The organism is Lentzea sp. NPDC037011 (assembly GCF_055607425.1).
Genome location: NZ_JBVJRT010000005.1, coordinates 1 through 26,504, shown reverse-complemented (window position 1 = coordinate 26,504; position 26,504 = coordinate 1). Strand labels below are relative to the sequence as shown.

The following is a 26,504-nucleotide window of genomic DNA, read 5'->3' as shown; positions in this document are numbered from 1 at the left end:
ACGGGAGAGGGGCCGCGCTGGATCAGCGCGGCCCCTCTTCTCGTTCTCGCGTCCCTAGACGGCCACGGACTCCGCGTCGGCGACGCGCTCCAGGCCCGACCTGTTCGACAGCGGCTTCTCGCGCAGGAACCACACGAGCACGAACGCCGCCACCATCACGATCCCGCCGGTCATGAAGACCGTGTCGATCGCACCGGAGAAGCCGTCGAGGAACGGCCGCGCCAGCACCGGGTCGAGGTTGTTCAGGAACTCGGTGTTGTTGATGTCCACACCGGACCCGCCTGCGTTCTGCAGCGACTTCGCGAACTCCGGGTTGTGCGCCAGCGCCGACTTGAACGCCTCGGTCTGCATCGCCGACCGCAGCCCGGACGCGATCTTGTCGCCGACCGTGCTGAACAGGATCGACAGGAACACCGCGGTGCCGACGGTGCCGCCGATCTGGCGGAAGAACGTCGCGGAGGCCGTCGCCACGCCCATGTCACGCGGCTCGGCGTCGTTCTGGATCGCCAGCAGCAGCGTCTGCATGCACTGGCCCAGGCCCGCGCCCATGATGAACATGTAGACCATCACGAGCCAGTTCGGCGTGTCGGTGCCGATGGTGCTGAACAGGAACAGCGCGATCGCCATCAGGCCGGCACCGATGATCGGGAAGATCTTGTAGCGCCCGGTCTTCGAGGTGATCCGGCCGGCCGTCGCGGTGGCCGACATGATGCCGAACGTCATCGGCAGCAGCATCAGACCGGACATGGTCGGCGAGACGCCCTTCACGATCTGCAGGTACAGCGGGATGGAGACCATGCCGCCGAACATGCCGACGCCGAGCACGAAGTTGATCGTGTTGCCCAGCGCGAACGTGTGGTTGCGGAACATCCGGATCGGCAGCAGCGCCTCGTCGCCCATGCGGTTCTCGACCCACACGAACGCCAGCAGGCCCAGGACGCCGACCACGTACATGGTGATCGCCGTGGCGGACGCCCAGCCCCACTCGCGGCCCTGTTCGGCCACGATCAGCAGCGGCACCAGGCCGACGGTCAGCGCGGCCGCGCCACCGAAGTCGATGCGGTGGTCGACGCGCTTGTGCGGGATGTTCAGCACGCGGCCGACGACGAACAGCGCGAGCAGCGCGATCGGCACGTTCACGAGGAACACCCAGCGCCACCCGGTGACGCCGATGAAGGTGTCGAGACCGGCGAACACGCCGCCGATGACCGGGCCGAGCACGCTGGCCGACCCGAACACGGCCATGAAGTACGCCGAGTACCTGTTGCGCTCCCGCGGCGAGATGATGTCCGCCATGATCGCGAACGCGAGCGACATCAGACCGCCGGCGCCGAGGCCCTGCACGGCGCGGAACGCGGCCAGCTCGTACATCGAGGTCGCGATGCCCGACAGCAGCGAGCCGACGAGGAACAGCGAGATCGCCGCGAGGTACATCGGCTTGCGCCCGTAGATGTCGGACAGCTTGCCGTACAACGGGGTCGTGATGGTCGCGGTGATCAGGTAGGCGGTGGTCGCCCACGCCTGCAGCGTCTGCCCGTGCAGCTGGTCCGCGATGGTCTTCATGGCGCTGGAGACGATCATCTGGTCCAGCGCCGCGAGGAACATGCCCAGCAGCAGACCGGACAGGATCGTCATGATCTGGCGATGCGTCAGGGAAACCCCTGGCGTGGGTGTCGCATCGGTTGTCGTTGACATTACTGGTCTTCCCCTCCTGCGCGGGTCCCCGTCCCGCGTTCGGTCATAAGCGCCGGAATCGTGCGCTCGTAGTCGTGGACGAAGCGTTCGAACAGGTCCGCGAAGCCCTTGAAGTCCTCGTCGGCCCAGTCCGCGAACACCTGCTCGAGCGCCTCGTTGCGCATCCGGCGTCGCTTCAAGATCAGCTCGCGGCCCGCTCCGGTGACCGCGAGAACACTGGCCCGGCCGTCAGCCGGGTCAGCACGCCTCTCGACGAGCCCGTCCTTGACCAGCCCGGCTACCTGCCTGCTGACCGTGGACGGGTCGGAGAGCACCGCCTCCGCGAGCGCGCTCGAACGGCACTCACCGAGACCGGAGAGCGTCGCGAGGAGCACGAAGGCGGACTTGTCCATCCCCTGCTTCGCCATCTGGTGGGAGACCTGGGCGTGCATCTTGTTCAGCCGCACCATCGCCATGCCGACGCGGTCCGCGAGCTCGTGCTCGGGATCGACGCCGACACCGGTGACGCCGTTGACGCACCCGCCCGGATCTGGCATCGCCCACCTCGTTGCTTGTATCACCCAACTAGTTGCTCGCTACAAGCATCCATCTCGGTACGCCGATGTGCAAGCGAGTTTCGAGTCACACCCCAGGAAAGTGTGGTATGTCCGGTTACTGGCGGGTAGCCGAGTGGGTTACTCGCGAGTAGCATCCGTGCTCATGAGCCAAGACGTCTCGTTCATCGCCGACGCCATGAAGCAGGCCGTGCCGTACGTGAAGACCACCGGCATCGACTTCGACGAGGTCTCCGCCACGCGCGTCGTCGCGTCGCTGCCCGACGACGAGACGCTGCGCAACCACGTCGGCGGCCCGCACGCCGCGATGATGTTCGGCCTCGGTGAGACGGCCTCCGGTGCCGTCGTCATGGCCGCGTTCGCCCAGCACATGGCCAAGGCGACGCCGCTGGTCGCCCGCGCGGACATCGCGTACAGGAAGCTCGCGATGGGCCCGCTCAAGGCCGAGGCGGTGCTCGGCCGCTCCGCCGACGAGGTGCTCGCGGAGCTCGACGGCGGCACCCGCCCGGAGTTCCCGGTGACCGTCACGATCACCAACGCCGAGGGCGTCACGACCGGCGAGATGGTCGTCGTCTGGACACTCAAGCCGGTCCGCACAAGCTGACCTGCGCGGTTCCAGGTCTCGAAACGGTCTCCGCGTGAACCGATCGCGGCGGAATACGTAACCTTGGCCACACTCCGGGCCGGGTGCATATTCGACCCCATGTCGGGGTGGAGAACTGCGGGCGGAGTGCTGCTTGCCGCCCTGTGCGCGGGGTGCACGGGCAACGCGCAGCACGCGCGTCCGGTTCCGGTGGCGGTGCCGGTCGACGTGCCGGTCACCACCACGGCGTCGGTCCCGCCGGCCAAGCTGGAGCTCACGGTCCAGACCGTGGTCAACGGGCACGCGGTGACGTTGTCCGACGGCAGGACCGTCGAGGTCGGCGGTCTCGCCTCGCCCGGCGCGTGCTGGGCGAGGGCGGCGAGCGACTTCGCCGCGCGCATGCTGCTGGACCAGCAAGTGCGCTTCGACCCCGAGTCGCGTGCGCTGACCCTCTCCGACGGCACCGACTACGCCCTGCTCGCGCTGGGCAACGGCGCCGGCCGCGCGACGACGTCCGCGACGGCGGCGATGAAGGAGGCCGAGGCGGCGGCCGTGAAGGGCACGCTCGGGTTCTGGGGCCCGCCGTGCAACGGCAGGGACGTCACCGAGACGCCCACGCCACCGCCTCCTCCCCCACCGCTGCCACCGCCCGCGCCGGCTCCCGGGCCGACGACGACAACGCCCAAGCCGAAGCCGGTGTTCTTCGCCTCCTGCGAGGACGCCTGGCGGGCCGGTGCCGCGCCGATCCCCTGGGGTCAGCCCGGCTACCGGGTCGAGCTCGACGGCAACCGCAACGGCATCGCCTGCGAAGCACCGCGCCGGTAGCGCGCACCGCGGCCCACGGCCAATAACCTCGCCGGTATGAAGCTGGACTGGAGCGCTGTCGACTACACCCCCGGCGACGCGGGGACGATCGCGAAGCGGGCGGAAGACCGCGGTTACGACGGGTTCTGGCTCGCCGAGACCAAGCACGACCCGTTCCTCGCGCTCGCCGGCGCGGCCGCGGCCACCGAGCGGGTCGAGCTGGGCACGGCCATCGCGGTGGCGTTCGCGCGCAACCCGATGACCGTCGCGACCACGGCGAACGACCTGCGGCTGCTGTCGGGCGGCCGGTTCAACCTCGGTCTGGGCTCGCAGGTCGAGGCGCACATCACGAAGCGCTTCTCCATGCCGTGGAGCAGGCCCGCCGCGCGCATGCGGGAGTTCGTGCTGGCGCTGCGGGCGATCTGGCACGCGTGGGAGACCGGCGAGCGGCTGGCGTTCCGCGGCGAGTTCTACACGCACGCGCTGATGACGCCGTTCTTCAACCCCGGTCCGAACCCGCACGGCACCGCGCCGATCTACCTGGCGGGCGTGGGCGAGCGGATGACGGAGGTGGCCGGCGAGGTCGCCGACGGCTTCCTGTGCCACAACTTCACGACGCCGCGCTACCTGCGCGAGGTGACGCTGCCCGCTCTCGAACGCGGCCGCGCCAAGGCCGGGAAGTCGTTGGAGGGCTTCGAGATCAGCGGCCCGGTGTTCGCCGCGACCACCGACGAGGAGATCGCCGACGTCAAGCGGCAGATCGCGTTCTACGGGTCGACGCCCGCGTACAGGGCGGTGCTGGACCTGCACGGCTGGGGCGAGCTGCACGAGGAGCTGCACCGGATGTCGCGGCGGCAGCAGTGGGCGGAGATGAGCGCGTTGGTCACGGACGACGTGCTGGCGGAGTTCGCCGTCGTGGGGTCGTCCGCGGAAGGTGTCGCGGCCGCGCTGCTGGACCGCTACGGCGACGTCGTCACCCGGCTGTCCCCGTCGGGGGACGTGCTCAGCGCCCTGAGGAGTGGCTGAGGCCCTGGCGCGCCAGCTCGGCGTGGAACGCGGCGAGCCCGGCGCGCACCCTGGCCACGCCCTGCTTGCGGATCCACCTGCGCCTGCCCACGTTCGCGGCGTTCAGGGCGAACGGCAAGGCGAGCACGGTCAGGACGAGCATCATGGTCATCTTGTCTCCCTGGAGGTTGTGAACGAGCAACGACCAATCGAGACATCGCTTACGGCACCAGTCCCAAAGCCACCCGGCTGGAGCAAAGTCACCGACAGTGCGACCGTTCTTGACTAATTTTGTTTTCGGTGCAACCGTGGGTGCATGTTCGATGTGGCGGTGATCGAGGACCCGTCCGCGGCCGAGGTGTCGCTGGACCCCGTGCGGGCGCGGCTGCTCGCGGAGCTGGCAGAACCCGGATCGGCGACGATGCTCGCCGCGAAGGTGGGTCTGCCCAGGCAGAAGGTGAACTACCACCTGCGCACGCTGGAGCAGCACGGCCTAGTGGAGCTGGTCGAGGAACGGCGCAAGGGCAACGTCAACGAACGCCTGCTGCAGGCGACCGCGGCGTCCTACGTCATCTCCCCGACCGCGCTCGCGGCCGTGCAGCCCGACCCAGCTCGCTCACCCGACCGGTTGTCCGCGCGGTGGCTGCTCGCCGTCGCGGCCAGGCTGGTGCGCGACGTCGGAACCCTGCTCACCGGGGCGACGAAGGCGAAGAAGCGGCTCGCCACGTTCGCGCTCGACGGCGAGGTCCGGTTCGCCACGGCGGCCGACCGGGCGGCGTTCGCGGAGGAGCTCGCGGGCTGCGTGGCGCACCTGGTCGCCAAGTACCACGACGAGCAGGCAGAAGGGGGCCGTCCACACCGGATCGTGGTCGCCCTGCACCCGAGCGTCAGCGCCAAGGAGGAGGAGTCGTGACCCGCGAGTTCGAGATCAGCAAGGAAGTCGAGGTCGGGGGAACCCCCGAGCAGGTCTGGGACGCCATCGCGACCGGACCCGGCATCGACTCGTGGTTCATGGGCCCGCACACCGTCGACGGGCGCCTCGGCGGCCGCATGTCGCTCGACCTGGGCTTCTTCCAGGAGAGCTCGACGATCACGGCCTGGGAGCCGGGCAAGCACCTCGCCTACTCCAGCGACAAGGGCGAGGACGGCACGTTCCACGCGATGGAGTTCCTGGTCGAGGGCCGTGAGCAGGGCTCGACCGTGCTGCGGTTCGTGCACAGCGGCATCCTCGGCGACGGCTGGGGCGACGAGTTCGTGGACCAGCAGTCGAAGGGCTGGGACATGTACCTGTTCACGCTGGCCCAGTACGTGCGGCACTTCGCGGGCCGGCCCGGCACGTACGTGTTCGCGCAGTGGCCGCCGCAGCCGGAGGGCGCCGACAACTGGCCGGTGCTGATGCGCGCGCTCGGCATCCCGGAGAACGCGGAGGTCGGCGACGAGGTTTCCCTCGAACCGTTCGACGTGCACGGGGTCGTGGACTACGTGGTGCGCCACGACGCGCACAGGTTCCTCGGCGTGCGCGGGCAGGACGGCCTCTACCGCTTCCACGGCACCAACGCGGTCGGCCACCACCTGTTCGGCGATGCGACCGGCCAGGCGGAGAAGTGGCAGGCGTTCCTGGCTCAGACCCCGGGCGGGCAGAGCTCGTAGACGTAGTCACCGTGCCCGTACGGCACGACGTTCCGGTCGCGGCGGATGACGGAGACCCGTCCGCCGCGATCGGCGCAGGCCTTCCGGAACCCGTCGTCGGTGTACTCGATCTGGATGAAGTTGTCGCCGAACGCCTCGGCGTAGCGTCCGCACTCGTCGTTGACCTGGCACTCCTCGGTGATCGCGAAGTCGAAGCCGATCTCCTGCCTGCCCGCGGTTCCCAGCTCGGCGGTGTTCTTCTGCGCCACCGCGAGCCCCTGCTCGTGCGCGTACCGCACGAAGCCCTTCATGAACTCCTTGGTGGCGCCGAGGTCGAACGCCCCGTCCGAGCGCGTGTACGAGTCGAGGTTGTCCGGCTCGATCCCCTTGAACAGCGACTGCTTGCAGCCCTTGATCCACTTCTTCTGGATCTCCAGGATGCGGGCGCGCTTGTCCCCGGTGGAGATGTCGAGGATGCCCTCGGACCACTCCGCGTCGATGGCGGGCTGACCGTCCTGCTTCTTGACGAGCAGGTCGGCGTGGTGCTGCCGCCACCACCCCAGCCCGCCCTCCATGCCCTCTGGCTGCGTCTGCAACGCGTTGAGGTAGCAGATGTTGTAACGCCGCCCGTCCGGCGTCTTGCTGCGGTCCCGCACGACGATCTTCACCGGCACGTCCGGCTGGTAGGCGCCGCCGATCTGGTAGTCGAACACGGCACCCACCGGGGGCAGCTCGCGCGGCGGCAGCTCCGGCTCGCTCGAGCACGAGGTGACGAGCAGGAGCAGGGCGGCAGCCGCCACGGCGGTTCTCATGCCTGCCGTTCTACCGACTCCCGCACAACTTCGTCGAGCAGCCCGGGCGTCGTCGCGACCCATTCGTCCCCCGGGATTTAGGCCGATGGGCCGCCATGACCGCCACGCGCGGCGGGTATGCCCACCCCATGCGGTGGATCTTGCTCATCTTCCTGCTCACCGGGTGTGCAGCGCTCCCCACCTCGGCTCAGGTCGACCGAGTGCCCGAGGGCACGCTCGACGCCGCCACGGCCCGCACCTCGCTCGCCTCGCTGCCGGCGGGCGCACCGGGAACGCTGCGCGGCTACGACCGCGACTGCCCCGGCGCCTGCGTGTTCGGCCGGCCCTGGTCCGACGTGGACGGCGACGGCTGCGACCAGCGCAGCCAGGTCCTCGCCCGCGACCTGACCGCCGTGGAACGCAAACCGGGCCGCTGCGGCGTGCAGTCCGGCACCCTGGACGACCCCTACACCGGCTCGCAGGTGACCAAGGTGTCCTCGATCCAGATCGACCACGTGGTGCCGCTCGCCGAGATGTGGCGCAGCGGAGCGGCGGCCTGGCCCGCGGAGAAGCGCGTGGCGGCGGCGAACGACCTGCGCAACCTCGTGGCGACCTCGGGCAAGGTCAACCAGTCGAAGAGCGACAAGACGCCCGACGAGTGGATGCCGCCCAACGCGGCCTACGCGTGCTCGTACGGGCGGATCTACGTGACGGTGAAGACCGCCTACGCCCTGACGGTGGCACCGGCGGAGCGATCGGCGTTGGAGAAGGCGCTGGCGACCTGCGGTTAAGGTGCCGCCCGTGGACCTGACCCGCGGGCACCCGTTCCGCATCCCGCTCACCGCGGGCCTGCAGGAGGCGACCGAGGCGGCGTCCGCGTTGCGCGCCGTGCTGCCACCGGACGTCGCGGTGATCGGCGGGCAACGCCAACTCCTGGTGCTGCGGCTCATCTCCGACGACGAGCTCGCCCTGCTGCGGCCGGCCGCGGAGGCGTTGATCGCCGACTTCCGCGCCACCGCGCGGGCTTTGGTCGTGGCGCTGGCCTCCGACGTCGTGGACGAGGCGTGGTCGGTGCACGAGCACGGCGAGCACTGCCGGTTCGAGAACCTGGTGACCGGGGTGGTCGTGGAGGCCTTTGTGGACCGTCCGGACGACCTCGACCCGTACTTCCTGCTGGAGTTCGCCCGGACGGATCACCGGCACCGGGCGGTGGCGGAGGCGTGCGTGGAGGGGTTTCACGACATGCGCCGGGTGCTGGACGTGCACGGATAGGCACTGGAACAGCAGAAGGGCCAGGTCAGCGAACTGACCTGGCCCTTCTGTCTCACCGAGCCGCCTATCGGAATCGAACCGATGACCTGCTCATTACGAGTTCCCCAGTGTTCGTGTTGAGGGCTGACGGGTAGTACCGCACCGGTCTGATTGATCCTGGTCAGGCCGGTGCGGTTGCCGTTCGGTGCCGTTCTCGATCAGCTCGTTTCGGAGCGTTCGGGCACACAATGGGCACACCTTGCGGGCCCCCATCTCATCCCCACTGACCAGCACGGATGCCGCTCCGCAGACGGCGAACCAGAGTGCGATCCCCCGGAAGTCGATAGGCCGTGCCGTCGCTTCGACCGCGTGCAGCAACGACCGGAAGACACCGGCTGCTGGTCTGACTACGGCGTCCACAAGATCGGCCCGGTCGCCTTCACGAGCCGAGGTGCGAGCCGATCACCAGGAGCAGGGACGGTCAGTAGCTCCTGGATCACGTGCGTGAGTGAGCCCGTGCGCTCCCACACGATGCCGGGCGGCTCATCCCCATCGGTGCGCAACGCCATCGCGTCGTCCTCATCGCGGACACGGACGGCGTCGATCCATCCTCCTGGCCAGACCCGGTAGCCGTCGACCTGGGTCGGCACGCCCTCGACCGCGTCGCGATGGACGAAGGTCCAACCCGCATCTCTGATCGCGATAAGCGCAGCGAGTGCGGGAAAGGCACGGATCGCCGCGTCGTCGTTCATGCGGCATCACTCGACGCCCGGACACGAACACCAGTCGCCACAACCAGTTCCGGCAACGGGTCTCCGTTCACGCGGTGGACCACGCGCTGTCCGGTGAACGCTCGTCGACCGTGCAACCAGCGGTGGTTGTCGAGGACATAGCCCTGTCCGGCAGTTAGCCGGAGCTCGAAGGCGTGGCGGTCGATCGCCGCGCGCAGCGCTGGAATCCAGCGGTCGACCTCGGGCGCGAACTGGGCGAGTTCGTCGAGCCGCAGTCTGACGGCGATTCGACCTCGACCGTTGTCGCTGAAGATCGAGCTGAGGTGTCCTGCTGCACCGCCGAACAGCACCGAACGGGGAGTGCTCAAGGCGGTGAGCGCCTCAGGCTCCGACTCTGCAAGGTCGTCGTACACGGCCTGGCCGTCGATGAGCACGCACTCGCCACCGGTTGTCGCAGCCTGGGTGCAACTCATCATCAGCAGGGCAGGCGGATGTGGAACGCCGGAGCGATCGGTGTGCGGGTTGAGCGCACAAGCGCTGAAGCCCGCGAACCCGCTACGCACGATGGACTCGCCGAGGTCAGCGATCGTGGTGACGCCGTCAGGTCCGCTGTCGCGATGCGGAACGACTATGGCGATCGACTGCGCGAGCCTCAGCAGGTCCTCGGGGCCGTCGAGACCGTCGACTACAGCGAGTCCCTGCTCGGCGATCAGCCCGACCAGATTGGCGGAGTCTGCGTTGACGCGATATGGCTCGATCATGGCGTCTACCTCCCGAAACGACTCGTCTGTGGGATCAGCAGAACGCCGTTTGATCCACCACGTCCAGTGACAGGTTGTCAACACCGCGTCGCCTCGGCATGGTGGGTTCCGGTGCTACGTTGCCGTTGAGCAACCGCCCGCGATCACGGAGGACACCTCGATGAGCCAGCTTGCCTACCCCGTCTCGATCAAGGGCGTGGTGGTCCGCGACGGCAAGGTGTTGCTGCTGAAAAACGAGCGGGAGGAGTGGGAGTTGCCGGGCGGCCGCATCGAGCCAGGCGAGACGCCTCAGGAGTGCGTTGCCCGCGAGATCACTGAAGAGACGCAGTGGAAGGTGACGACCGGACCGATCCTCGACACGTGGATGTACTACATCAACGTTGCCGAGAAGAACGTGTTCATCGTGACCTACGGCTGCCGCCCGGACGGCGACAGCGAGCCCGTACTTTCTCACGAGCACAAGGAAATCGGCCTGTTCACCGAGGACGAAGTGCCCGGCTTGAACATGCCCGAGGGCTACAAGCGCTCGATCGCGACGTGGTTCGAACGGCTGCGCGCGGACGCGGTCAGGTAAGCCGTGACGGGCGGACGGTGTGACGCGTGTGGAGCCGAACTCAGTCGGCTCGCCGTCGAGCCGATCTGTCCCACCTGTCACGCCACTGCGCGTCACGTCGCCCCGGTCGTTCCTGCTCGTCGACTCATGCCAGCCGTGTGGTTGTGGTCGGCACCAGAAGCAACCGCGGCCCTCAGAAGTCGTGATCTGGCAACGATCCTGCGCGCCTACCGCAAGCTGAACAAGCTCAGCCAGGAACGGCTCGCGGCGCTGCTCGGCTACGACAAGACCTACGTGTCGATGATCGAGACCGGTCGCCGGAACATCAGCGACGTCGCCACCCGCCGGCACATCGCGCGGACGCTCGGACTCCCGATGCACGTACTCGGCGTGACCGACAACGACGATGCCGACTTCGCCGCGATGATCCAGTTCGGCGACTCGACCATCCGCCTTGCCGAGATCGCACGCCAGTCAGGCAGGGCCGTCGATGCCGTCAACGAACTGTGGCCGCTGGTCGCACGGCTTGAGGCACGAGCCGCCGAGGGACGGGCCGAGCGGGACACGATGATCCTGCTCGGTCAGGGCCGCGCCGCGCTCGGAGTCTCGCTCGGCACCGTGCTGCCTGAGGAACGACTGACGGCTGCTGCTCGCTGGACGGGCAAGGCGCTGGCGATCGCCGAACGCCTCGGCGATCGGGCGTTCCTCGCTCACGCGCTGCGGATGCACGGGAACGAGCTCCGCAAGGCTGACCACGTCGGCGCAGCCATTGCTCGACTCAGCCGGGCTGTCGCCGTGTCCGAAGATCGCGAGGGGCAGGGAGCCGCATTCGCGCTACTCGCTCGTGCCGCAGGCGAACACGGCGACCCAGACCCGTTCGACCTCGCGATCAACGGCTACCGCGAACGGCTCGACGACGGTGGCGGCCGGAGCATGTTGTTCAACCCATTCACGTTCCGGGAGATCGAACTACGCGGACTTGTCGCAACCGGCCGAACCGCCCACGCGGTCCGGATCATGCAGACGAACATGCCGGATGCAGCACCAGTCGCCCCGCAATGGCACATCATCGAGCGAGTCACCTCCGGGCAGGTTCTGCTTGCAGTCCGACAGCGAGACGGTGCAGAGGACGCTTTGCGCAGCGCGCTCCTTGCCGCAGAGACCCACCGCCTGCCGCATCAGATTCAGCGAACAATCCGCGCTGCCGACGATGGCGGACTCATCGGAATCAGCACGAGTGGGCAACTGGCACTACAACGCCTCAACGCCCTTCTGACACCAGGCTGATGAGCATCGGCTGAGTCGATCTCAGTGGATGACCACGGTCAGTAACGCGTTGCTGGTGTCACACCGATACAGGGCATGCCTGGCAGCCAGATGTGACACCACTTGCGACTGCGAAAAGATTTCCGCATGCGCCGATTCACGCTGCCCTTCATCGCGCTAGGCGCAGTAGCCGCTTTGTCCGCCTGCGGCGCTGCAAGCCCTTCGTCTGAACCGTCCCGATCATTAACGGCGGTAACGACCACGACGACCTCCGCTGCACCACTTCCACCAGTGATCGACACCGCCAAGTACGTAGGCGCCACTGCGAACACAGCGGTCGCCGAGATCCAGAAACTCGGCTACTACGTCTACGTGACGCATGCGACCAAGAAGTCGAAACTCTTCCAGATTTCGACCTCTGGAACGCTCCCCGAGTCCCTGAACAAGTGGGTCGTGAGTTCGGTCGAGGCCAACCGCAGCACCTACTCGACTGCGACCGTGTGGGTCAAACCCGGAGAACTCACTCCAGCGGAGAAGGTCGATGAGGCCGTACAGGCAGCAGGGCTCGACTCGGCTGTAGGCACGACGTACCGCACGGCATCCGCATGGGTGCTCGACGTGTGCAAGAGCATGACTAGCCCGGCCCAGTACGTGACCGCGTCGGAGTTCCTACAGGGACAGATCAACGAGGACGCGAAGAATCTGGAAATCTTCAAGATCGGAATTCCCCTGCTGTGCCCGGAGCACCAAGGCGCACTGAACGACGTACTCGAAGGGAACGTGCCGTTCAGCAGCGGAACATACGAGATCGGCACCGGCAAAGGAAAGATCAAGCCCGGTAAGTACCGCACCACTCGCAGCGTCGATGACTGCTACTGGGAACGGACGCGACCAGACGGCGAGATCATCGACAACAACTTTGTCATCCACGCGCAGTTGATCACGGTCACGGTCGCACCCTCGGACGGCAGTTTCACGACACAACGATGTGGGACATGGCAGCTGGTGAGGTAGGTCTCGCAGCCATCCACAGCACCCCAACCAAGGAAGGTCAGAGACGGGTGAACGAGGGCGAACACAGCGTCAAAGTGGGATTCAACCTCGGGTTCTTCAGCGGTGAAATAACCCGGACGCTTCGCGGTTCCTGGCGCAGGAAGTTCGGTCCGTTCGTCATCATCAATCGAAGCAACGGACTTGCCTTAGACACAGGACTTCATGAACACAGCGGTGCTGAGCCGATCATGTGGCATCCTCACGGCGAGCTGCCGCAGCTTTGGATCTTCATGCGCACACCGCACTGGGGCGAGTACACCATCGTCTCAGTAGCAAACGGATTGGCCTTAGACGCTGGCGCGACAGATGAGCCTTCCCGGTCCCCGCGCATGGAGCCTCGACATGGAGAGCCCCAACAAAGGTGGCGTTTTCGTCGCTCTGAGGATGGCAGGGGCTACATCATCAGTTCCGTCCTTACCAACCATGTGCTCGACTTCCCCCACGGGACAAAGGAACTCGACCGCCCTCACATGTACTACAGGCACGGTGACTTCCGTCAACAGTTCCTAGTCACCAGCCTGACAAGCGGCCGGTTCGCCGAAGGCGGATAACCGGAGCACTGCCGGAACCTGGAGTTTCGTACACACGGCGAGTTGCTATGACGTACCAGTGGGCGGCATGACGATCAGGGGTTACCCCCACCCTTCAGCAGAAGCCGGACGGCGCGCCACAGGGGAGTACCGTCAGTGCGAAGCGCCATCGTGTATCGAGAGGATCTCCACGACATCAAGTGGAATCTCGAACCGCACTGCTGTGACGCCGCCATCGTAGTGAGGCGTCAGAACCGGCTCAACTTCACCGTCCAGAACCCCTGATTCCTGTAATGCGCGAGTGATGCGCGCCGAAGGTCGAGTGAACCCGCGCAGCATCCTCTCCTCAGAGTAGCCCGCGATCTGAAAAATCTCCTCACGGGTAACGATGCCACCCTGCTCTGCCGCGAACCTTATGATGTCCGCTTGTTCACGACCTTCGGCGTCCAAACGTTTAAGCAATTCTTGCACTGCAGCCGGCGTCCATTCCGACTGACGCGACTTGATCTCTGCCCTAGCAACGTCGGTTGCCGCTTCAGGCGAAACAGTGACATTCAATGCATTTGCGTGTTCAATGAGCTGCAGAGGCCGGAGCAGGTACAGCCGATGCGTCGAACGCTGAGCAAACTCACGAACGAGTTCCGGCCGAGGGCCCATCAACGCCGACTTGTGCCGCCACCACCAGTCCTCCTTCTCGTCGCCGGTGACGACGGCAAGCGGTAGGCCGCGGCGTTCTGCCTCGTTCATCGACTGGAGCCAGACCAGATAGTCTCCGCCTGCACCCTCAGACAATTCGGATTGCGCCTTCTCCGCATCACGATATCCGGGCGGAATTCGCTGCTCAACGCGACGCTGCGCCTCCTGAACGGCTTCGGCATGATCTGCCGACTGCAACGCCGGGCCTACGCTAGCCACGAGCAGGTCGCGCAACACGTCGAGGACTGCATCAGACTCCGGGCTGTAGCTGATAGACCCAGCACCAGCAATCTGGCCGTTGATAGTCTCTCGAGCTTGCTTCAAGCCGCCCGCTATCGCCTCCCTGACTGTCGTCTTGACCACTTCATCTACGGCCGTCTGCTTGGCCCAGATGTCGATCGCGTCTATGAGAGACCGCTCGTTCTTGTCGATCGCGTTGCTTATTTGCTCAGTTGCAGCGTTCCGCCGATCGATCACGGTACACCGGTTGCGCCAGAATTCGAGCGCTGCTTGGTGGCTGACCCAGACGCGGTCACCTGCCGCACGGAGCACTGCTACGAGCGCATCTCTCGCGGTGGGGCTGTAGCGGTAGAAGTTCAACAGCACGTTGGCATCAAGACTGAGCAGGCCAACGCGAAGCGCCTCGGCGATGTCGGCGCTGGCCTGCGGAACGTGCTCCACAAATCCTTCGTCGAGAGACTGCTGCGAATCAAGTCCCATGTCACGTCACCTCGAAGACCTTCATGACTTCGTCGCCGTAGTCGTTGATGACCTTCACGGCGATCTTGCCGGTGGACGGCTTGGGGAAAGGGCGCGAAACGGTCTTGTAGAGCGAGTCCCAGGCGTCGGCGTCGATATCTGCCTTGAGCGCGGTCTTGAGACGCTTGTAGGGGTCGTTATCGCCGGTGAAGTAGCAGTGCCGGACGAAGAACGACTCCTCGTTGTAATCAGTGTCGATCATCCAGAGCGCGACATCACTGGTCCCCTTGCTACTGCGGACCTCACCGGTCGTAGGGTCATAGACGTCGATACCCTTGACCGTAGCAACGAATCCGTCGCTGGTCTCGCTGATGTCGATGTCCGGCTCACCGAAAACCGTGAACAGGTTGCCTGCGCCCGTCTTCTTCAGTTCCCGTCCCATGAGCAGGTCCACGTTCATGCGGACCATCAGCACCGGAATCCGGCCGAGCCTACGCACGCCGGCTACGTTGGCGAAACCCTCGTCCGTCGCCTCCACGGTGACGCCGTCGGTCTCGGTGACGCCGGTGACCTGTGGATCGAACGCGAAAGCCAAGATCGCGAGCAAGCCGATGTCCTCGGCGGCGAGAGCCTCTTTGGCTGCCTGCTTGACGAAGGACGGGCTGACCGTGCCGTACTGCGGACCGATCGCGATGCCGATCCGGCTGGGGGCGTCGTCACCGGTCTCGCCAATACGCTCACCGACGGCTTGAATGTATTCACCTGCGTAGGTCTCGAACGACGCGAACTTGATTCGCTCGTTCTTGCGACCGTTCTGAATGCCAGCCGCGCTGAGATTGTCGAGGATCGACTGCTCAAAGTTCGGCGCGTCGGCGTCCTTGGCGGCAACGGCCTCGGCCAGGGTCTCATCGCCCACAGACGTAGCGAATGCCAGCGATCGGTGCGGGCTCAAGCTCTCGACGGTGAACGGTCCGGTGACGCGGACCTTGTTCTTATCCTCGTACGGCTTGTCGTACAGCACCTCGAAGTCCGCATGCCGCTTGATCGCCTTATCAATCTCGGAGCGAGACATGCCTTCGTTGATGTCCGGGTTGTTCGCAATCGACTTCAGCGTGATGTGCTGGATACGCTCGTAAACAAAACCCTGTCGAATGTCGTTCGCGAACTCCTTGCGCGGCAGCACCTGCGTAGTCAGCGACCGCTCTTTCGCGTACCCATCGGCCGAATCCCCAAGCAGATACCACGGGTACTTCGCACCCATAAGACGCTGCCGCGCGAGCGCGAGTGCGACACGGGAGGTATCAATCGTGATCCACCGGCGCCCCCACTGCTCCGCAGCGAAAGCAGTCGTTCCTGAGCCACACGTCGGATCGAGTACAAGATCGCCTGGATCGGTGCACATCAACATGCATCGCGCAATGACCTTGGTGCTCGTCTGCACGACGTATATCTTCGGATCAGCCCTACTCTGGATCCCTCCCACATCGCTCCAGAGGTTCGTGATGGCGAACGCGGGGAAGTCGTCCAGGTATCGCACATAGGCCAACGTATTCGTGGTACGACGAACACGGTCAGCAAGAATGAGACGACTCATACCAGCTTCATGAGTCTTCCACCGACTTTGAAGCGTAGGGCGAAATTCACGGCCATCGATGGTTACCGGAAACCACGACGCAGCACCCTCCCCCTTCGCGCGGCCTTGACTCTGACTGGTCAGATTGTCCAGCCGATAGTGGCGACCGTCCACGCCTACCTGATCATACTTCCCAGCACCCGCACCTCCGACAGCTTTATCATTAAAGAGCTGTCGAAACTTTGTGGTTGTGCGGTCTTTTCCGAACCAGAGGACCAGGTCGTAGGTGCCGGCCAAGTATTCGCTCGTCGCCCCACCCGTTGTGGCATATGCAATCTGTGTAATAAAGTTTTCGGGCCCAAAAACTTCGTCCATCAGCGATCGAACAAGATGAACGTTTTGATCCCCAATTTGAACGAAGCAGCTGCCGCTCTCGGTCAGGAGCTCGCGAGCTGCGAGGAGGCGATCACGAAGATAGCCGAGATACGAGTGGATGCCGAGTTCCCAGGTGTCACGAAAAGCCTTGATCTGCTCAGCTTCGCGGGCAGCGTCCTCGAGTTTGCCGTCCTTGACGTCACGTTTGCTTGTACGGACCTGCCAGTTGGAGCCGAACTTGATGCCATACGGCGGGTCGATGTAGATCATCTGGACCTTGCCGCGGAGCTGCTCTCGTTCAGCCAGTGAGGTCATGACCTGCAGCGAGTCGCCGAGAACCATGCGGTTCGACCAGTTAGCGGCGTGCCGGTAATACTCGACCGCGTCGAGTTCGTCCAAGCCGTCGAACGTATCGAACAGGGCGAGCTCAGGCTCTTCGTCAGGACGTTGGGCGGTGCGGCGCAGGTTCTCGATGAGGACGCGTGGGTCGATCTTCTCCTGGATGTAGATGGGTGGCGCGTCCGCGATTAGATCAAGGTCGGCGTCGTCGATGTCGTTCGCAGGCGGGTACTTGCCCTTCCAGACCAGCTGCGGGTCGAGGCTTTCGTCGCGGGCGTAACGGACCTGCCGAACGGCGCGCACGTCATCGTCGACGAAGCTGAGATCGTCTGCGCTGGGAATGTTGACCCTCTTGTCGTCGTGCTTGATGGAATCAACCGGGGTCGGTCCGGCAGGAGCCCTCTTCTTAGGCGCCACGTGCGCTCCTCGCCTCCGTCTCGGAGAAGTCCAACAGATCGGGGTCGCCGATGATCGGCAGGTCGCCGTACAGCGCTTCGATCGCGTCGGCGAGGCGGACCTTGAACTCGAGCGGGGTGGTCATCTCAACGTAGCCCCAGCGGCCGAAGCCTCCGTGGTTGTTGACCGCCGCGCACCACGAGTTACGAGCGGTGTGCGCCTTGGCCTGTGTCGGCCCGGGGCTCTTCTGGCTGCCAGAGACCTCGATGATGAGGGCTCGGTCGAAGTCCTCGTCGTCGTACCGCTGAAGGCGCACAAGAAAGTCCGGAACATACGAATGGGTGCGCCCCTTGTAGACATACGGGATGGCGAAGCCGAGGTGATCGTTCTTCACGAATGCGGCGACATTCTTGTTGTTCTCAAGGATCTCGGCGAGCAGCTGCTCCCAAGTGTTGCCGCCCACGCCGTCGAGTGTGACGTGGGAAACCTCCGACTTCTCGGTTGCGACAACGGCCTTGCGGGTGTGAAAGCGCACCCCAGCTGTGGAACCGCTCGGGTCAAAGCGGTTGAGCATCGGGCGGAGGCGTTCGCGCCGGTTGCCGGCCTGCACGACCATGGCGTCCCAGATCTTTTCCGCAGCCTCGGCGCGGGCTTCAGTGATGGTCATCAGGAAACCGATGCTCCAGCCGTCTGCGACCCGCACCTTCTCCTTGATCCAGTCCTGGCAGATGCGCAACAAGCGGGGAAATAGCCACGGACGCTTGTCGTCAGCAGAGTTGAACTGTTGGTCGAGAATGCGCTTGGCGAGTGCGAAGGCGACCTCCTGCGGCCGGTAGACCGTGGGGTCGCCTTCCTCCATCTCACGCTGGCCGACTGCGCCGCCGAGTTCAACCCAGCGCGGGACGGTGTTGGGGCCGATCTCAAAGAACGGGGCATCGTCGAGGTCGACGTAGATCTCGTCGTCCGGGAGTTCGACCCGATAGCCTGTGAGCTTGGGGAACGCGATTCGCAGGTGCTCGCGCCCCTCGAGGGAAGCAACCTCCTGGACCGGACGTGGCGGGAGCGGATCCTTTGTCGGCCGGTCCGACGAGATGAACTGGAACGGGATCCCGTAGACGTTCGCGTACTCGGCTTCGAAGCGGCCCTGCTCGTTGACGGTGTAGCTGCGGCGGCGTAGTCCGCGGCCGACGACCTGCTCGCAGAGCAACTGACTGCGGAAAGCGCGTACCCCAAGGATGTGGGTAACGGTGTTGGCGTCCCAACCCTCGGTGAGCATCGAGACACTGACAACACACCGGACCTGCTCGCCCAGCTTGCCTCGCTTACCGACGGTGTTCATGACTTCGCGCAGCAGCTCGTCATCAGTGATCTTGTCCAAGTCCGCGCCGGGGTTACGACGGCGGTATTCGGCCTTAAAGGCAGCGATCTCTGCGCCGGCCGCGAGCTTGAAGTCAGCCTTCATCCCTTCGCCAGATTCCAGCTGGGCGGAGTCGATGAGGATCGTGCGTGGACGAGCAAGCGGCTTGCCCTCGACAACATTGGTGAGGAGTTCGAGCTCGCCGGGCTTATGAGCGATCACCTCACCGTCCTGCTCGACTTCGACGCCGGAGATCCACTCGTAGACGAGCTTGCTGACGACAGTGTTCGGACAGACGACGATAAAGACCGGCGGAGTTTCGCCGTGCTGCCGGAGATTGTCTTCCCAATGTTTGAACGCCTTTGCATAGCTGCGATGCAGGCTACGCAGCGCACCTTCCAGCTCAGGTGGCGGCAGCCAGTCGCTGACGGCGTCCTTGGCGGCACGCTTAGGAAGTTTGTCGCCAACGAAGTCCCACAGTCGTAGATACGTGACAAGCGGGTCAACGGCGTCGTCGTCGACCGGAGTCCGTGGAACCTTGACGACGCCAGATTCGATCGCGTCCATGAGTGAGAAGTCGCTGACCGTCCACGGGAAGATATGGCCCTCGTTGTAGCCCGAGCCCTTCAGGTAGAACGGCGTGGCCGACAGGTCGAAGACCTGCTTGATGCCGACATGCTTGGCGATCGCCTGGAGGCCCCTGAACCAGACACGCGCTGCCTCGTTGGCCTCCTTCTGCTCCCTGTCCGCTCTCTCACCAGCTGGTAGCGGTTTGTCCTGATAACAGTGGTGCGCTTCATCGTTGATGACGATGATCTGCTGCTTGTCCGTGCCGAGGTCGCGCAGCACCCGGCTAACCATCGCTGGCAGGGTCTCCTTGAATGCGTCCTCCGCACGGTCGCCCTTCAGCAGAAGACGCGTGTTCTTGGCGATGCCTCGAATCTCCTTGGCATCCTTCAGGCCGAAGGCGTGGTAGTTCGTGACAACGATCCGCGCCCTTGAAAGGCCGCCCTTGAGGTCATCAGGAACAAGACCTCGTAGGTCGTAGTAGTTCTCTGGGTCCTCGGGGAGCAGCACCCGCAGGCGGTCCCGGATCGTGATGCCTGGGGTCACAATCAGGAAGCGGTCAGTGAATCGGGTGTCGCGCGGCGTGTACATCTTGTTCAACGTCTGCCATGCGATGAGCATCGCCATGACGACAGTCTTGCCCGCGCCGGTCGCCATCTTCAGCGCGGCGCGGGGCAGTCGAGAGTTGTGCGCCTCGTTCTCCGGCTCGAGCCGCTTGCGCCAGTCCGTGTATCCGTGCCGCCCCGCAACCTCAGTGAGGAAGATAGCGGTCTCTGCGGCCTCACGCTGGCAGAACAGCACCCGGTTCTCGCGGGTCGAATCGGCCCAGTGCTGGAGCAGCTTGCGAGTGATCGGCGTGACGCCAGGAAACTCGCCGGACATCCGCCACCTCGCGACGTCCCTGCGGATGTCGTTGATCAGCGAATTGCGCTCACGTCGCTCGCCAGTGACGTCGAAGTCGAAGGCCGCTTGCTCGCCGCCTTTGCCCTTCTTCGTGACAGCGATCGGGATGAAGGACTCACTCGGACGGCGACCGTCCCGGATCTCACCGGACGGCCCTTGCGGGCCGATCACGTAGTGACGATCCGGCTGCTCGTACGGCGAGTTGAGGATCGGACTATCGATCGCCGCAGTCACGGTTCATCCCTCCATGCGCCGTCCAGACCTCCATGGACTCTAGTCCTGATCTTTCGGATAGCAACGGCTGGCCTGAGGCTGCGGTTGTTGGCCATTGGGGTTGCGTCCTCTTGTGCAGCACCGCCCTGCACGTCGCCATCCTCGTCTCGTCCACCGCCATGACCCGTGACACCGGGGTCGTGTCCGCTATCCCGGTGTCACGCCAACACGATCACAAGGAACGCCGACACAATCGGTGGAGGCAGAACCTCACTCTCACGGTAGATCAACGCCTCTTGCGTGCGCGTGGGAGGCTGCCGACCGGTCGGCACCGACACGTTCGGATCACTATTCAGCTCATTCGGATCAGCTCTCGGGACGTGACCCGAATGAGCTGAAGTGATCCCAATGGGGGTCACAAGCCGCTCGTCCACACCGAGCCCTGCCCGAAGCCCTGCCTGGTGGTCGTGATCCCAGCACGCTTGCGAGCACGCTTCAGCGTCGCCTCGGCGAACCCGTCTATCCTGGCAGCCTTGATGATCTCGGCGGCCTTGGCGCTACCACCCTGCTGGTACAGGTATTCCTTCAACCACGCTGCGGCTTCGTCGCGTTCGGACCGGGCTCCGGGATCGCCGCCGGACTCGGCGAGGATGTCGTTCACGTGGCGTTCGGTCTCGCCGATCATCACGAGCCGACCAACCTCAGCAGGGCCGTCGTCGGTGTCGACCAAAGCGGACTCAATGCGGTAGCCGAGCGACGGCAGGTTGAGGCGCCCGAGATTGTTCTTCGCCTGGCTGATCACGCAGGAACCGTCCTCGCTGTCATCGTCACGTGCGACGGCGAGCACAGCGCGGGCAACGGCAGAGAACGCCCGACTACCGGTGATCAGGTTCAGCGGGTCCGGGCTCGCCGACTTGTTGAAGTGAGCGAGCCCTACGACCGCACATCCGGTGCGATCTGCCATGCGCACCAACGGTTCTAGCGCCAACCGCAACTCACGGTCCCGGTGCGTGTCGATCCCCGAGGCGATCGCCGACAACAGCGGATCGAGCACGAGCAGGCCGACGCCTCGGGCGGTGATCTCGTCGCCGAGCGCTTCACAGTCACGCGGCAACGTGAGGCCGGTGAGCAAGCCGTCCGCGACCGCCTCGGCGCGGTACACCGCATCGAGATCGGCACCAGCGGCGGAAAGCCGCGGTGCGACCGTATGCGCCCACGAGTCCTCGGTCGCCGCGTAAATCACCGGCCGGCGCTGACCATGCATGGAACCAGGCAAGGTGCCGTTGGTGACCTGTGCAGCGAGCCAACACGCGAACTGGCTCTTACCGATGCCCTCACGACCAGGCACCAGCGAGAGCGAGCCTGCCGGTACCCGGTCCTGCCAGGTCCACCGCACTGCTCGCATCCGGATTCCAGACGCAGGCGTGAGGCGGATCTGCCTGTCAGGCACGGAATTCCCTGCTTCAGGCGGGTGTGCTGTCAGAGTCAAGCGACACCGCCGAGGCCCCATCGGGCCATGTGCTCGACGTGCGCAGCCTCGGCGGCTTCCTGGCGTGCTCGTGCCCGGTCGAGGTACTGCACGACCTCGCGGACGGCGTTCGTGTCGTCGCCCTCGACCTCGACGAAGCGAGCAGGCCACGTCAGGTGAGCGAGCCGTTGCAGGGTCGAGGCGTCGAACCAGCGCTCACGGCCGAGGTGAACCCGCACGCGCACACCCGTCGGGACCGCAGGAGACATGGACAGGTCGCTGATGTGTAGTGCCAGTACGCCGTAGACGGTCGAAGTACGCTTGGTATCAGTTGCGTTGTTGTGCTGGGCGGCGACTCCTGCCGGGGAGTCGCCGCCCTTGCTCGTGTAGGTCACGCCGCGTTGTCCTCCTCGACGCCGAGCAGGCGCAGCAGATCGGCGGTCACTACGCGGTAGGTGTTGCCGAGTCGGAGCACGCGTGCCGGGAAGTCCTCTGCACGCGCCAGTTCGTAAGCCTTTGTCCGCCCAATACCGAGCGCTCGACCAGCGGTCACCAGGTCGACCGACGGCGGCAACTCCAGAAGCTCACGCCTACTCAGGCCCCCAGAAGCAGTCACTCAAGAACTCCGTTCGCAATGTTAATGTTGCATATTGCACTCTAGTTGTGTCAGTATTGGCCTGTCAGGCGAGATCGGACGCTACCGATCTTGCCTCAAGAGTGCAAGCAGATGAAAGCGGAGGGCGCAGTGCACGAGATGAGCGACACGGTGGCACGCGAGATGCAGTGGCACCGCAATCGCCACGGGTGGACTCGCAAGCAGCTCGCCGCGCGATGCCAGGAACTCGGTGCTGACTGGCTGACCTTCGCGGCCATCACCAGCATCGAGACCGGCCGACTGGACGAGAACGGCCGGCGTCGGCGCGGCGTCACCGTGGACGAGTTGGCAGTGATCGCGAGGGCGCTCCAGGTGCCCCCGGTCGTGCTGCTTTTCCCGGTGCGCAACGAGAACGAGGTCACGTGGTCGCCAGGCGCGAAGACCCATCCCTGGTACGCGATCCGGTGGTTCAGCGGCGAAGGTCGTCAGCCGGTGAAGCCGAAGGGCTGCGGCGAGTACGACCCCGCGACCGGTCTCCACGAGTGGTACGAGGAGGAACCCAAGGACAACCACGAGCAGCTCGATCTGCTGCGGGAGCACGACCGGCTGATCAGGGCCCTAGGGGAATCGGAAACGCGGGCGATCAACGCTCACCGGTTCGCTGAACTCGCGCAGTCCCCCGAGACCCGCAAGGCCCGACTGATCGAGGCCGACGGGGAGGACCTTTACCGGGCGCAGGTCATCGAACGCGACCTGATCAATGTGCGCCGTGCGATGCGCCGAGCCGGACTCATCCCAGCGACGAACGAAGAACTCGACCAGCTCGACAGGAAGGGCACCAATCAGTAAAAGCAGGAAGCGTCACGCGACGTTGTGCTTGCCGTGATCCCGAGACCGGGAAGCAGTACGGCAAGGCCTGCCCCAACGCCAAGAAGAAGGGGCACGGGACGGTAGCGATCCGCCAGGAGCTTCCGTCTACAGCGGACGGTGAGCGTCGGCTGTTCCGCCGCTCCGGGTACGCGATGGCCGAGGCTGCGCAGGCCGATCTCGACAAGGTCCGCGCGCTGCTCGCCATCCCGGAGAAGGACGACGAAGAGGGCCGTGAGGCAGTCGCCGCACTGCTCGCACAGGTTGCGGCGGACAGCAAGCAGCCGATCCCGGACTACGACGAAACGAAGCGTCGTCTGCGGACCGGACAGAGCCTCGTCAGCAAGATGACGGTCGGCGAATGGCTCGACGAGTGGTTGCCGGGCAAGCGCATCCGCAAGACGAGTCGCAGGCACTACGAGTCGGCGATCAGGGTGCACCTCAGGCCGCTCATCGGGCACATCCCGGTGACGAGGCTTCGGGTCAGCCACCTGAACGAGATGTTCGCGACGATCGAGGAGAACAACGACGAGATCGTCGCGGCTAACGCGGCACGTCGGGCAGTCGACGACGCACGCAAGCAGGCCACGAAGCGAGCGGAGCAGCGTGCGTTTCGGGCGCAGCTTCGCGAGATGCCGCCGTTCCGCAGGACGACCGGACCTGCGGCACAGCTCAAGCTCCGGGCGACCCTGCGAGCAGCACTGAACGATGCGATCGCGCAGCAGATCATCACGTTCAACCCGGCCGCTCACGTCGAGGTCGAGCCAGGCAAGCGCCCCAAGGCGCTGGTGTGGACGGCCGAGCGCGTCGAGCAGTGGCAGCGGACCGGCGAGAAGCCGTCACCGGTCATGGTCTGGACTCCAGAGCAGACGGGCGAGTTCCTCGACCTGATGCACGACGACAGGCTGTACGCGCTGTACCACCTGATCGCGTTCCGGGGTCTACGTCGGGGCGAGGGTTGCGGGCTGCGCTGGTCAGACGTCGACCTCGACGCGAAGACAGCGACGGTCGCGACTCAGCTCGTCCTCGACGGATGGGAGGTCGAAGAGGGAGACCCGAAGACGTCCAGCGGTGCGCGAGTCGTCGCGCTGGATGCCGAGACGGTCAAGGTCCTGCGGACGCACAAGGCACAGCAGGCAGCCGAGCGGTTGGAGTGGGGCGAGGCCTGGATCAACACGGGCCGCGTGTTCACCGAAGCCAACGGGACGCTGCTGCACCCAGGCAAGGTGTCCGAGGCGTTCGAGAAGATCGTGCGGACGTCGAGCCTGCCGCCGATCCGGCTGCACGACCTGCGGCACGGTGCGGCGACGCTCGCTCTCGCGGGCGGCGCAGACATGAAGACTGTGCAGGAGATGCTCGGTCACCCGTCCATCACGATCACATCGGACATCTACACGAGCGTCCCGCCCGAGGTCGCTCACCGTGCCGCCGAAGCGGCGACCAAGCTCGTCCCGCGCAAGTCCACCGGGAACCGATGGGCATACTTCGAGCACACACGAGGCCCAGAGCAGCGCAGCTCTACAACTCGTCACGAACCTGCGGATACAGAAAGACCCAGGTCAGGAAGCCTGACCTGGGTCTTATCTCACCGAGCCGCCTATCGGAATCGAACCGATGACCTGCTCATTACGAGTGAGCCGCTCTGGCCGACTGAGCTAAGGCGGCGAGACGCGATAACTATAGCTGACCCGTGGACCCGTCACTCACGGGGGTCGGCATCGTTGAACCGACCGTGACCGAGGTCACCGTCTCCTAGTCCGCGTCGAGGAGTGGTTCATGCGTCGCTCGTTCTCCGTGCCGCTGGCCGGTCTGCTGCTGGCACTCGCCGCAGGGCCGGCACTCGCCCAGCCGCCGACCACACCGGTGCCGGGGCCGAGGGACCCGAACCAGCCGCCGGCGTCGTCGCCGAACGGGCCGCAGCCGTTGGCGCACGCGGTCGGTGATGCGGGCACGGGGCTCGCGGTGGTCCGGCTCGGGCCGCAGGGCGTTCCGACGAGCACGATCCTGCCGGGGTTCGGCGAGCAGCTGCCGAAGCAGTCGGTGACCGAGCTCGGGCTGGGGCTGTCGAGCGCGCAGGTCAACACCGAGGCGTTCCTGGCGACGGAACGCGTGGTCACGCAGGCCAACCCGTTCGGGTTCGCGGTGGCCGGTCGGGCGCCGCAGACGCCGGGAACGCTGGTGCAGACGGCGATCCCGGACAACCCGCAGCCCACGAAGGGCGGCCTGCCGATCCCGGAGACGCCGCTCGCGAAGCTGAGCGTGCTCAACGGCAGCGTGCAGGCGCGGTGGGACGAGAAGGTCGGGCCGTGCATCAGCCCGCTCGCCACGGCCACGACGTCGCTGGCCGGGTTGCAGGTGCTGAGCGCGCTGCCCGCCGAGGTGCCGCTGGCGCCCAAGACCGGGCTGGTGAGCATCCCGGACACGTTCGAGGCGAGCTCCGCCGTCCGGCTCGTCGACCTGCCGGGCAGCAAGAACAAGGCCGTCGCGTCCACGTCGACGATGCGGGCGGTCAGCATCGAGCTCGCCGGCGGTCTGAAGATCGACGTGGTCACCCCGCCGACGCTCACCGCCACCGCGACCGGCGACGAGAAGACCTCGACGATCAGCTACACCGCGCCGGTGCTCAAGGTCAGCCAGAACGGCAAGGACCTCGGCACCCTCGACGCCGCCCACCCGGTGCTGGACGTGCCGCTGCTGCTCGACCTGGTCGTGGTGAAGCTGCAGATCGCGGGTCTGACCGAGAAGAAGGCCGCCTTCTCCGGCAACGGCTTCACCGGCTACCAGCTCGGCGCGACCGCGCGGATGCTCGACGTGCAGCTCCTGCCGACGGACAAGCTGAAGCTCCCGAACCTGCCCACCGCGCTCGCGCAGATCTCGCTCGGCGAGCAGATCGTCCGCGCCGCGGCACCGCAGGGCGGCGTGGTGTGCGGAACGTCACAGCCGCCACAGACGAACGCTCCGCAGGAGCCGGGTGGTGCGGCGGCGCCGCCCAAGAAGGCACCGCCGCTCGCCTACACCAACGCCGCGTACCAGTCGGTTCCGCTGTTCTGGACCGGGGCCGGGTTGTTGCTCGTCGGGGTCGTCGTGGTGGCGGCGCTCCCGGTCCGACGCCGGCCGCGTCGTGTTCCGGCGTCTGCAAGTACTACCGACTAGCCAGTTGGAAGCTTCTATGTCAAGCGGTGGCGGGTAGTTGGGTGTTTGTGCTGCTCATGTCGGTTTTGAGTGCTGTGTAGACGATGTCGGAGAGGTG

The 26,504-nt window shown here is 65.5% G+C and carries 25 protein-coding genes, 1 tRNA gene and 1 pseudogene; 14 read left to right on the top strand and 13 right to left on the bottom strand.

The window, feature by feature from the left end:
- Window positions 1-54 precede the first annotated feature (54 nt).
- Window positions 55-1,695, bottom strand: coding sequence for an MDR family MFS transporter (locus ACZ7CH_RS15570; protein WP_470374215.1), 1,641 nt, complete (start codon window positions 1,693-1,695; stop codon window positions 55-57).
- A complete protein-coding gene (locus ACZ7CH_RS15565; protein ID WP_470374214.1) occupies window positions 1,695-2,231 on the bottom strand; it encodes a MarR family winged helix-turn-helix transcriptional regulator in 537 nt (178 codons plus the stop codon). The genes ACZ7CH_RS15570 and ACZ7CH_RS15565 overlap by 1 nt, the downstream gene beginning before the upstream one ends.
- Before the next feature lie 163 nt (window positions 2,232-2,394).
- Between ACZ7CH_RS15565 and ACZ7CH_RS15560 the strand changes: the two genes are divergently transcribed.
- From ACZ7CH_RS15560 to ACZ7CH_RS15550, 3 genes are all read left to right on the top strand, one after another.
- Window positions 2,395-2,853 carry a DUF4442 domain-containing protein gene (locus tag ACZ7CH_RS15560; protein ID WP_360385186.1) on the top strand — a complete coding sequence of 153 codons (459 nt, stop codon included), beginning with the start codon at window positions 2,395-2,397 and terminating at the stop codon, window positions 2,851-2,853.
- 99 nt (window positions 2,854-2,952) lie between these two features.
- Window positions 2,953-3,657: an excalibur calcium-binding domain-containing protein gene (locus ACZ7CH_RS15555; RefSeq protein ID WP_470374213.1), complete on the top strand. Its 705-nt coding sequence runs from the start codon at window positions 2,953-2,955 to the stop codon at window positions 3,655-3,657.
- 36 nt (window positions 3,658-3,693) lie between these two features.
- Window positions 3,694-4,662 carry a TIGR03617 family F420-dependent LLM class oxidoreductase gene (locus ACZ7CH_RS15550; RefSeq protein WP_360385182.1) on the top strand — a complete coding sequence of 323 codons (969 nt, stop codon included), beginning with the start codon at window positions 3,694-3,696 and terminating at the stop codon, window positions 4,660-4,662.
- On the opposite strand, the gene ACZ7CH_RS15545 is transcribed toward ACZ7CH_RS15550, so the two are convergent.
- Window positions 4,640-4,813: a hypothetical protein gene (locus ACZ7CH_RS15545; protein WP_458429647.1), complete on the bottom strand. Its 174-nt coding sequence runs from the start codon at window positions 4,811-4,813 to the stop codon at window positions 4,640-4,642. The genes ACZ7CH_RS15550 and ACZ7CH_RS15545 overlap by 23 nt on opposite strands.
- 144 nt (window positions 4,814-4,957) lie before the next feature.
- Here ACZ7CH_RS15545 and ACZ7CH_RS15540 point away from each other — a divergent pair, with 144 nt between their 5' ends.
- Window positions 4,958-5,554 (top strand): ArsR/SmtB family transcription factor, encoded by a 597-nt coding sequence (locus ACZ7CH_RS15540; RefSeq protein ID WP_458429648.1) that lies wholly within the window; start codon window positions 4,958-4,960, stop codon window positions 5,552-5,554.
- Window positions 5,551-6,291, top strand: a complete 741-nt coding sequence (locus ACZ7CH_RS15535; protein WP_470374212.1) for an SRPBCC family protein — start codon at window positions 5,551-5,553, stop codon at window positions 6,289-6,291. The genes ACZ7CH_RS15540 and ACZ7CH_RS15535 overlap by 4 nt, the downstream gene beginning before the upstream one ends.
- Here the strand turns inward: ACZ7CH_RS15535 and ACZ7CH_RS15530 are convergent.
- Window positions 6,264-7,082: an endo alpha-1,4 polygalactosaminidase gene (locus tag ACZ7CH_RS15530; protein WP_458429651.1), complete on the bottom strand. Its 819-nt coding sequence runs from the start codon at window positions 7,080-7,082 to the stop codon at window positions 6,264-6,266. The two genes, ACZ7CH_RS15535 and ACZ7CH_RS15530, sit on opposite strands and share 28 nt — an antisense overlap.
- A 128-nt stretch (window positions 7,083-7,210) precedes the next feature.
- On the opposite strand from ACZ7CH_RS15530, the gene ACZ7CH_RS15525 reads away from it, so the two are divergent.
- Complete coding sequence (locus tag ACZ7CH_RS15525) at window positions 7,211-7,852, top strand: HNH endonuclease family protein (protein WP_360385172.1); 642 nt, start codon at window positions 7,211-7,213, stop codon at window positions 7,850-7,852.
- A gap of 10 nt (window positions 7,853-7,862) precedes the next feature.
- Window positions 7,863-8,333, top strand: a complete 471-nt coding sequence (locus ACZ7CH_RS15520) for a hypothetical protein (RefSeq protein ID WP_470374211.1) — start codon at window positions 7,863-7,865, stop codon at window positions 8,331-8,333.
- A gap of 386 nt (window positions 8,334-8,719) precedes the next feature.
- On the opposite strand, the gene ACZ7CH_RS15515 is transcribed toward ACZ7CH_RS15520, so the two are convergent.
- Together ACZ7CH_RS15515 and ACZ7CH_RS15510 are read right to left on the bottom strand one after the other, a co-directional pair.
- Window positions 8,720-9,064 (bottom strand): hypothetical protein, encoded by a 345-nt coding sequence (locus ACZ7CH_RS15515; protein WP_470374210.1) that lies wholly within the window; start codon window positions 9,062-9,064, stop codon window positions 8,720-8,722.
- On the bottom strand, window positions 9,061-9,804 hold the full coding sequence (locus ACZ7CH_RS15510) for a TauD/TfdA family dioxygenase (protein ID WP_470374209.1): 744 nt from the start codon (window positions 9,802-9,804) through the stop codon (window positions 9,061-9,063). Before ACZ7CH_RS15510 ends, ACZ7CH_RS15515 begins: the two co-directional genes overlap by 4 nt.
- Before the next feature lie 160 nt (window positions 9,805-9,964).
- On the opposite strand from ACZ7CH_RS15510, the gene ACZ7CH_RS15505 reads away from it, so the two are divergent.
- The 4 genes from ACZ7CH_RS15505 (at window position 9,965) to ACZ7CH_RS15490 (ending at window position 13,227) form a co-directional block, all read left to right on the top strand.
- Window positions 9,965-10,378 carry an NUDIX hydrolase gene (locus ACZ7CH_RS15505; RefSeq protein ID WP_470374208.1) on the top strand — a complete coding sequence of 138 codons (414 nt, stop codon included), beginning with the start codon at window positions 9,965-9,967 and terminating at the stop codon, window positions 10,376-10,378.
- 126 nt (window positions 10,379-10,504) lie between these two features.
- On the top strand, window positions 10,505-11,644 hold the full coding sequence (locus tag ACZ7CH_RS15500) for a helix-turn-helix transcriptional regulator (protein ID WP_470374207.1): 1,140 nt from the start codon (window positions 10,505-10,507) through the stop codon (window positions 11,642-11,644).
- A 270-nt stretch (window positions 11,645-11,914) separates the two neighbouring features.
- Window positions 11,915-12,637, top strand: a complete 723-nt coding sequence (locus ACZ7CH_RS15495) for a hypothetical protein (RefSeq protein WP_470374206.1) — start codon at window positions 11,915-11,917, stop codon at window positions 12,635-12,637.
- A gap of 47 nt (window positions 12,638-12,684) precedes the next feature.
- Window positions 12,685-13,227, top strand: coding sequence for an RICIN domain-containing protein (locus ACZ7CH_RS15490; protein ID WP_470374205.1), 543 nt, complete (start codon window positions 12,685-12,687; stop codon window positions 13,225-13,227).
- A gap of 132 nt (window positions 13,228-13,359) precedes the next feature.
- Here the strand turns inward: ACZ7CH_RS15490 and ACZ7CH_RS15485 are convergent, their stop codons facing one another.
- The 6 genes from ACZ7CH_RS15485 to ACZ7CH_RS15460 all read right to left on the bottom strand — a co-directional run bounded on the left by ACZ7CH_RS15485 (window position 13,360) and on the right by ACZ7CH_RS15460 (window position 22,408).
- Entirely contained in the window at window positions 13,360-14,622 is a 1,263-nt protein-coding gene (locus ACZ7CH_RS15485; RefSeq protein ID WP_470374204.1) for a PIN-like domain-containing protein, read from the bottom strand.
- 1 nt (window position 14,623) lies between these two features.
- Window positions 14,624-17,305: a site-specific DNA-methyltransferase gene (locus ACZ7CH_RS15480; RefSeq protein WP_470374203.1), complete on the bottom strand. Its 2,682-nt coding sequence runs from the start codon at window positions 17,303-17,305 to the stop codon at window positions 14,624-14,626.
- Window positions 17,295-20,345: a BPTD_3080 family restriction endonuclease gene (locus ACZ7CH_RS15475; protein ID WP_470374202.1), complete on the bottom strand. Its 3,051-nt coding sequence runs from the start codon at window positions 20,343-20,345 to the stop codon at window positions 17,295-17,297. The genes ACZ7CH_RS15480 and ACZ7CH_RS15475 overlap by 11 nt, the downstream gene beginning before the upstream one ends.
- Window positions 20,346-20,739: 394 nt before the next feature.
- Window positions 20,740-21,774: an AAA family ATPase gene (locus ACZ7CH_RS15470; RefSeq protein ID WP_470374201.1), complete on the bottom strand. Its 1,035-nt coding sequence runs from the start codon at window positions 21,772-21,774 to the stop codon at window positions 20,740-20,742.
- 35 nt (window positions 21,775-21,809) lie between these two features.
- A complete protein-coding gene (locus ACZ7CH_RS15465; protein ID WP_470374200.1) occupies window positions 21,810-22,187 on the bottom strand; it encodes a hypothetical protein in 378 nt (125 codons plus the stop codon).
- On the bottom strand, window positions 22,184-22,408 hold the full coding sequence (locus tag ACZ7CH_RS15460) for a DNA-binding protein (protein ID WP_470374199.1): 225 nt from the start codon (window positions 22,406-22,408) through the stop codon (window positions 22,184-22,186). Before ACZ7CH_RS15460 ends, ACZ7CH_RS15465 begins: the two co-directional genes overlap by 4 nt.
- Before the next feature lie 138 nt (window positions 22,409-22,546).
- Here ACZ7CH_RS15460 and ACZ7CH_RS15455 point away from each other — a divergent pair, with 138 nt between their 5' ends.
- Window positions 22,547-23,236 carry a helix-turn-helix domain-containing protein gene (locus tag ACZ7CH_RS15455; RefSeq protein ID WP_470374198.1) on the top strand — a complete coding sequence of 230 codons (690 nt, stop codon included), beginning with the start codon at window positions 22,547-22,549 and terminating at the stop codon, window positions 23,234-23,236.
- A 173-nt stretch (window positions 23,237-23,409) separates the two neighbouring features.
- A pseudogene (locus ACZ7CH_RS15450) lies at window positions 23,410-24,597 on the top strand (site-specific integrase); the annotation flags it as partial.
- A gap of 248 nt (window positions 24,598-24,845) precedes the next feature.
- On the opposite strand, the gene ACZ7CH_RS15445 reads toward ACZ7CH_RS15450, so the two are convergent.
- Window positions 24,846-24,919: transfer RNA gene (locus ACZ7CH_RS15445), tRNA-Thr, on the bottom strand.
- Between the two features lie 111 nt (window positions 24,920-25,030).
- Here ACZ7CH_RS15445 and ACZ7CH_RS15440 point away from each other — a divergent pair.
- Complete coding sequence (locus ACZ7CH_RS15440; protein WP_470374197.1) at window positions 25,031-26,407, top strand: hypothetical protein; 1,377 nt, start codon at window positions 25,031-25,033, stop codon at window positions 26,405-26,407.
- Window positions 26,408-26,504 lie beyond the last annotated feature (97 nt).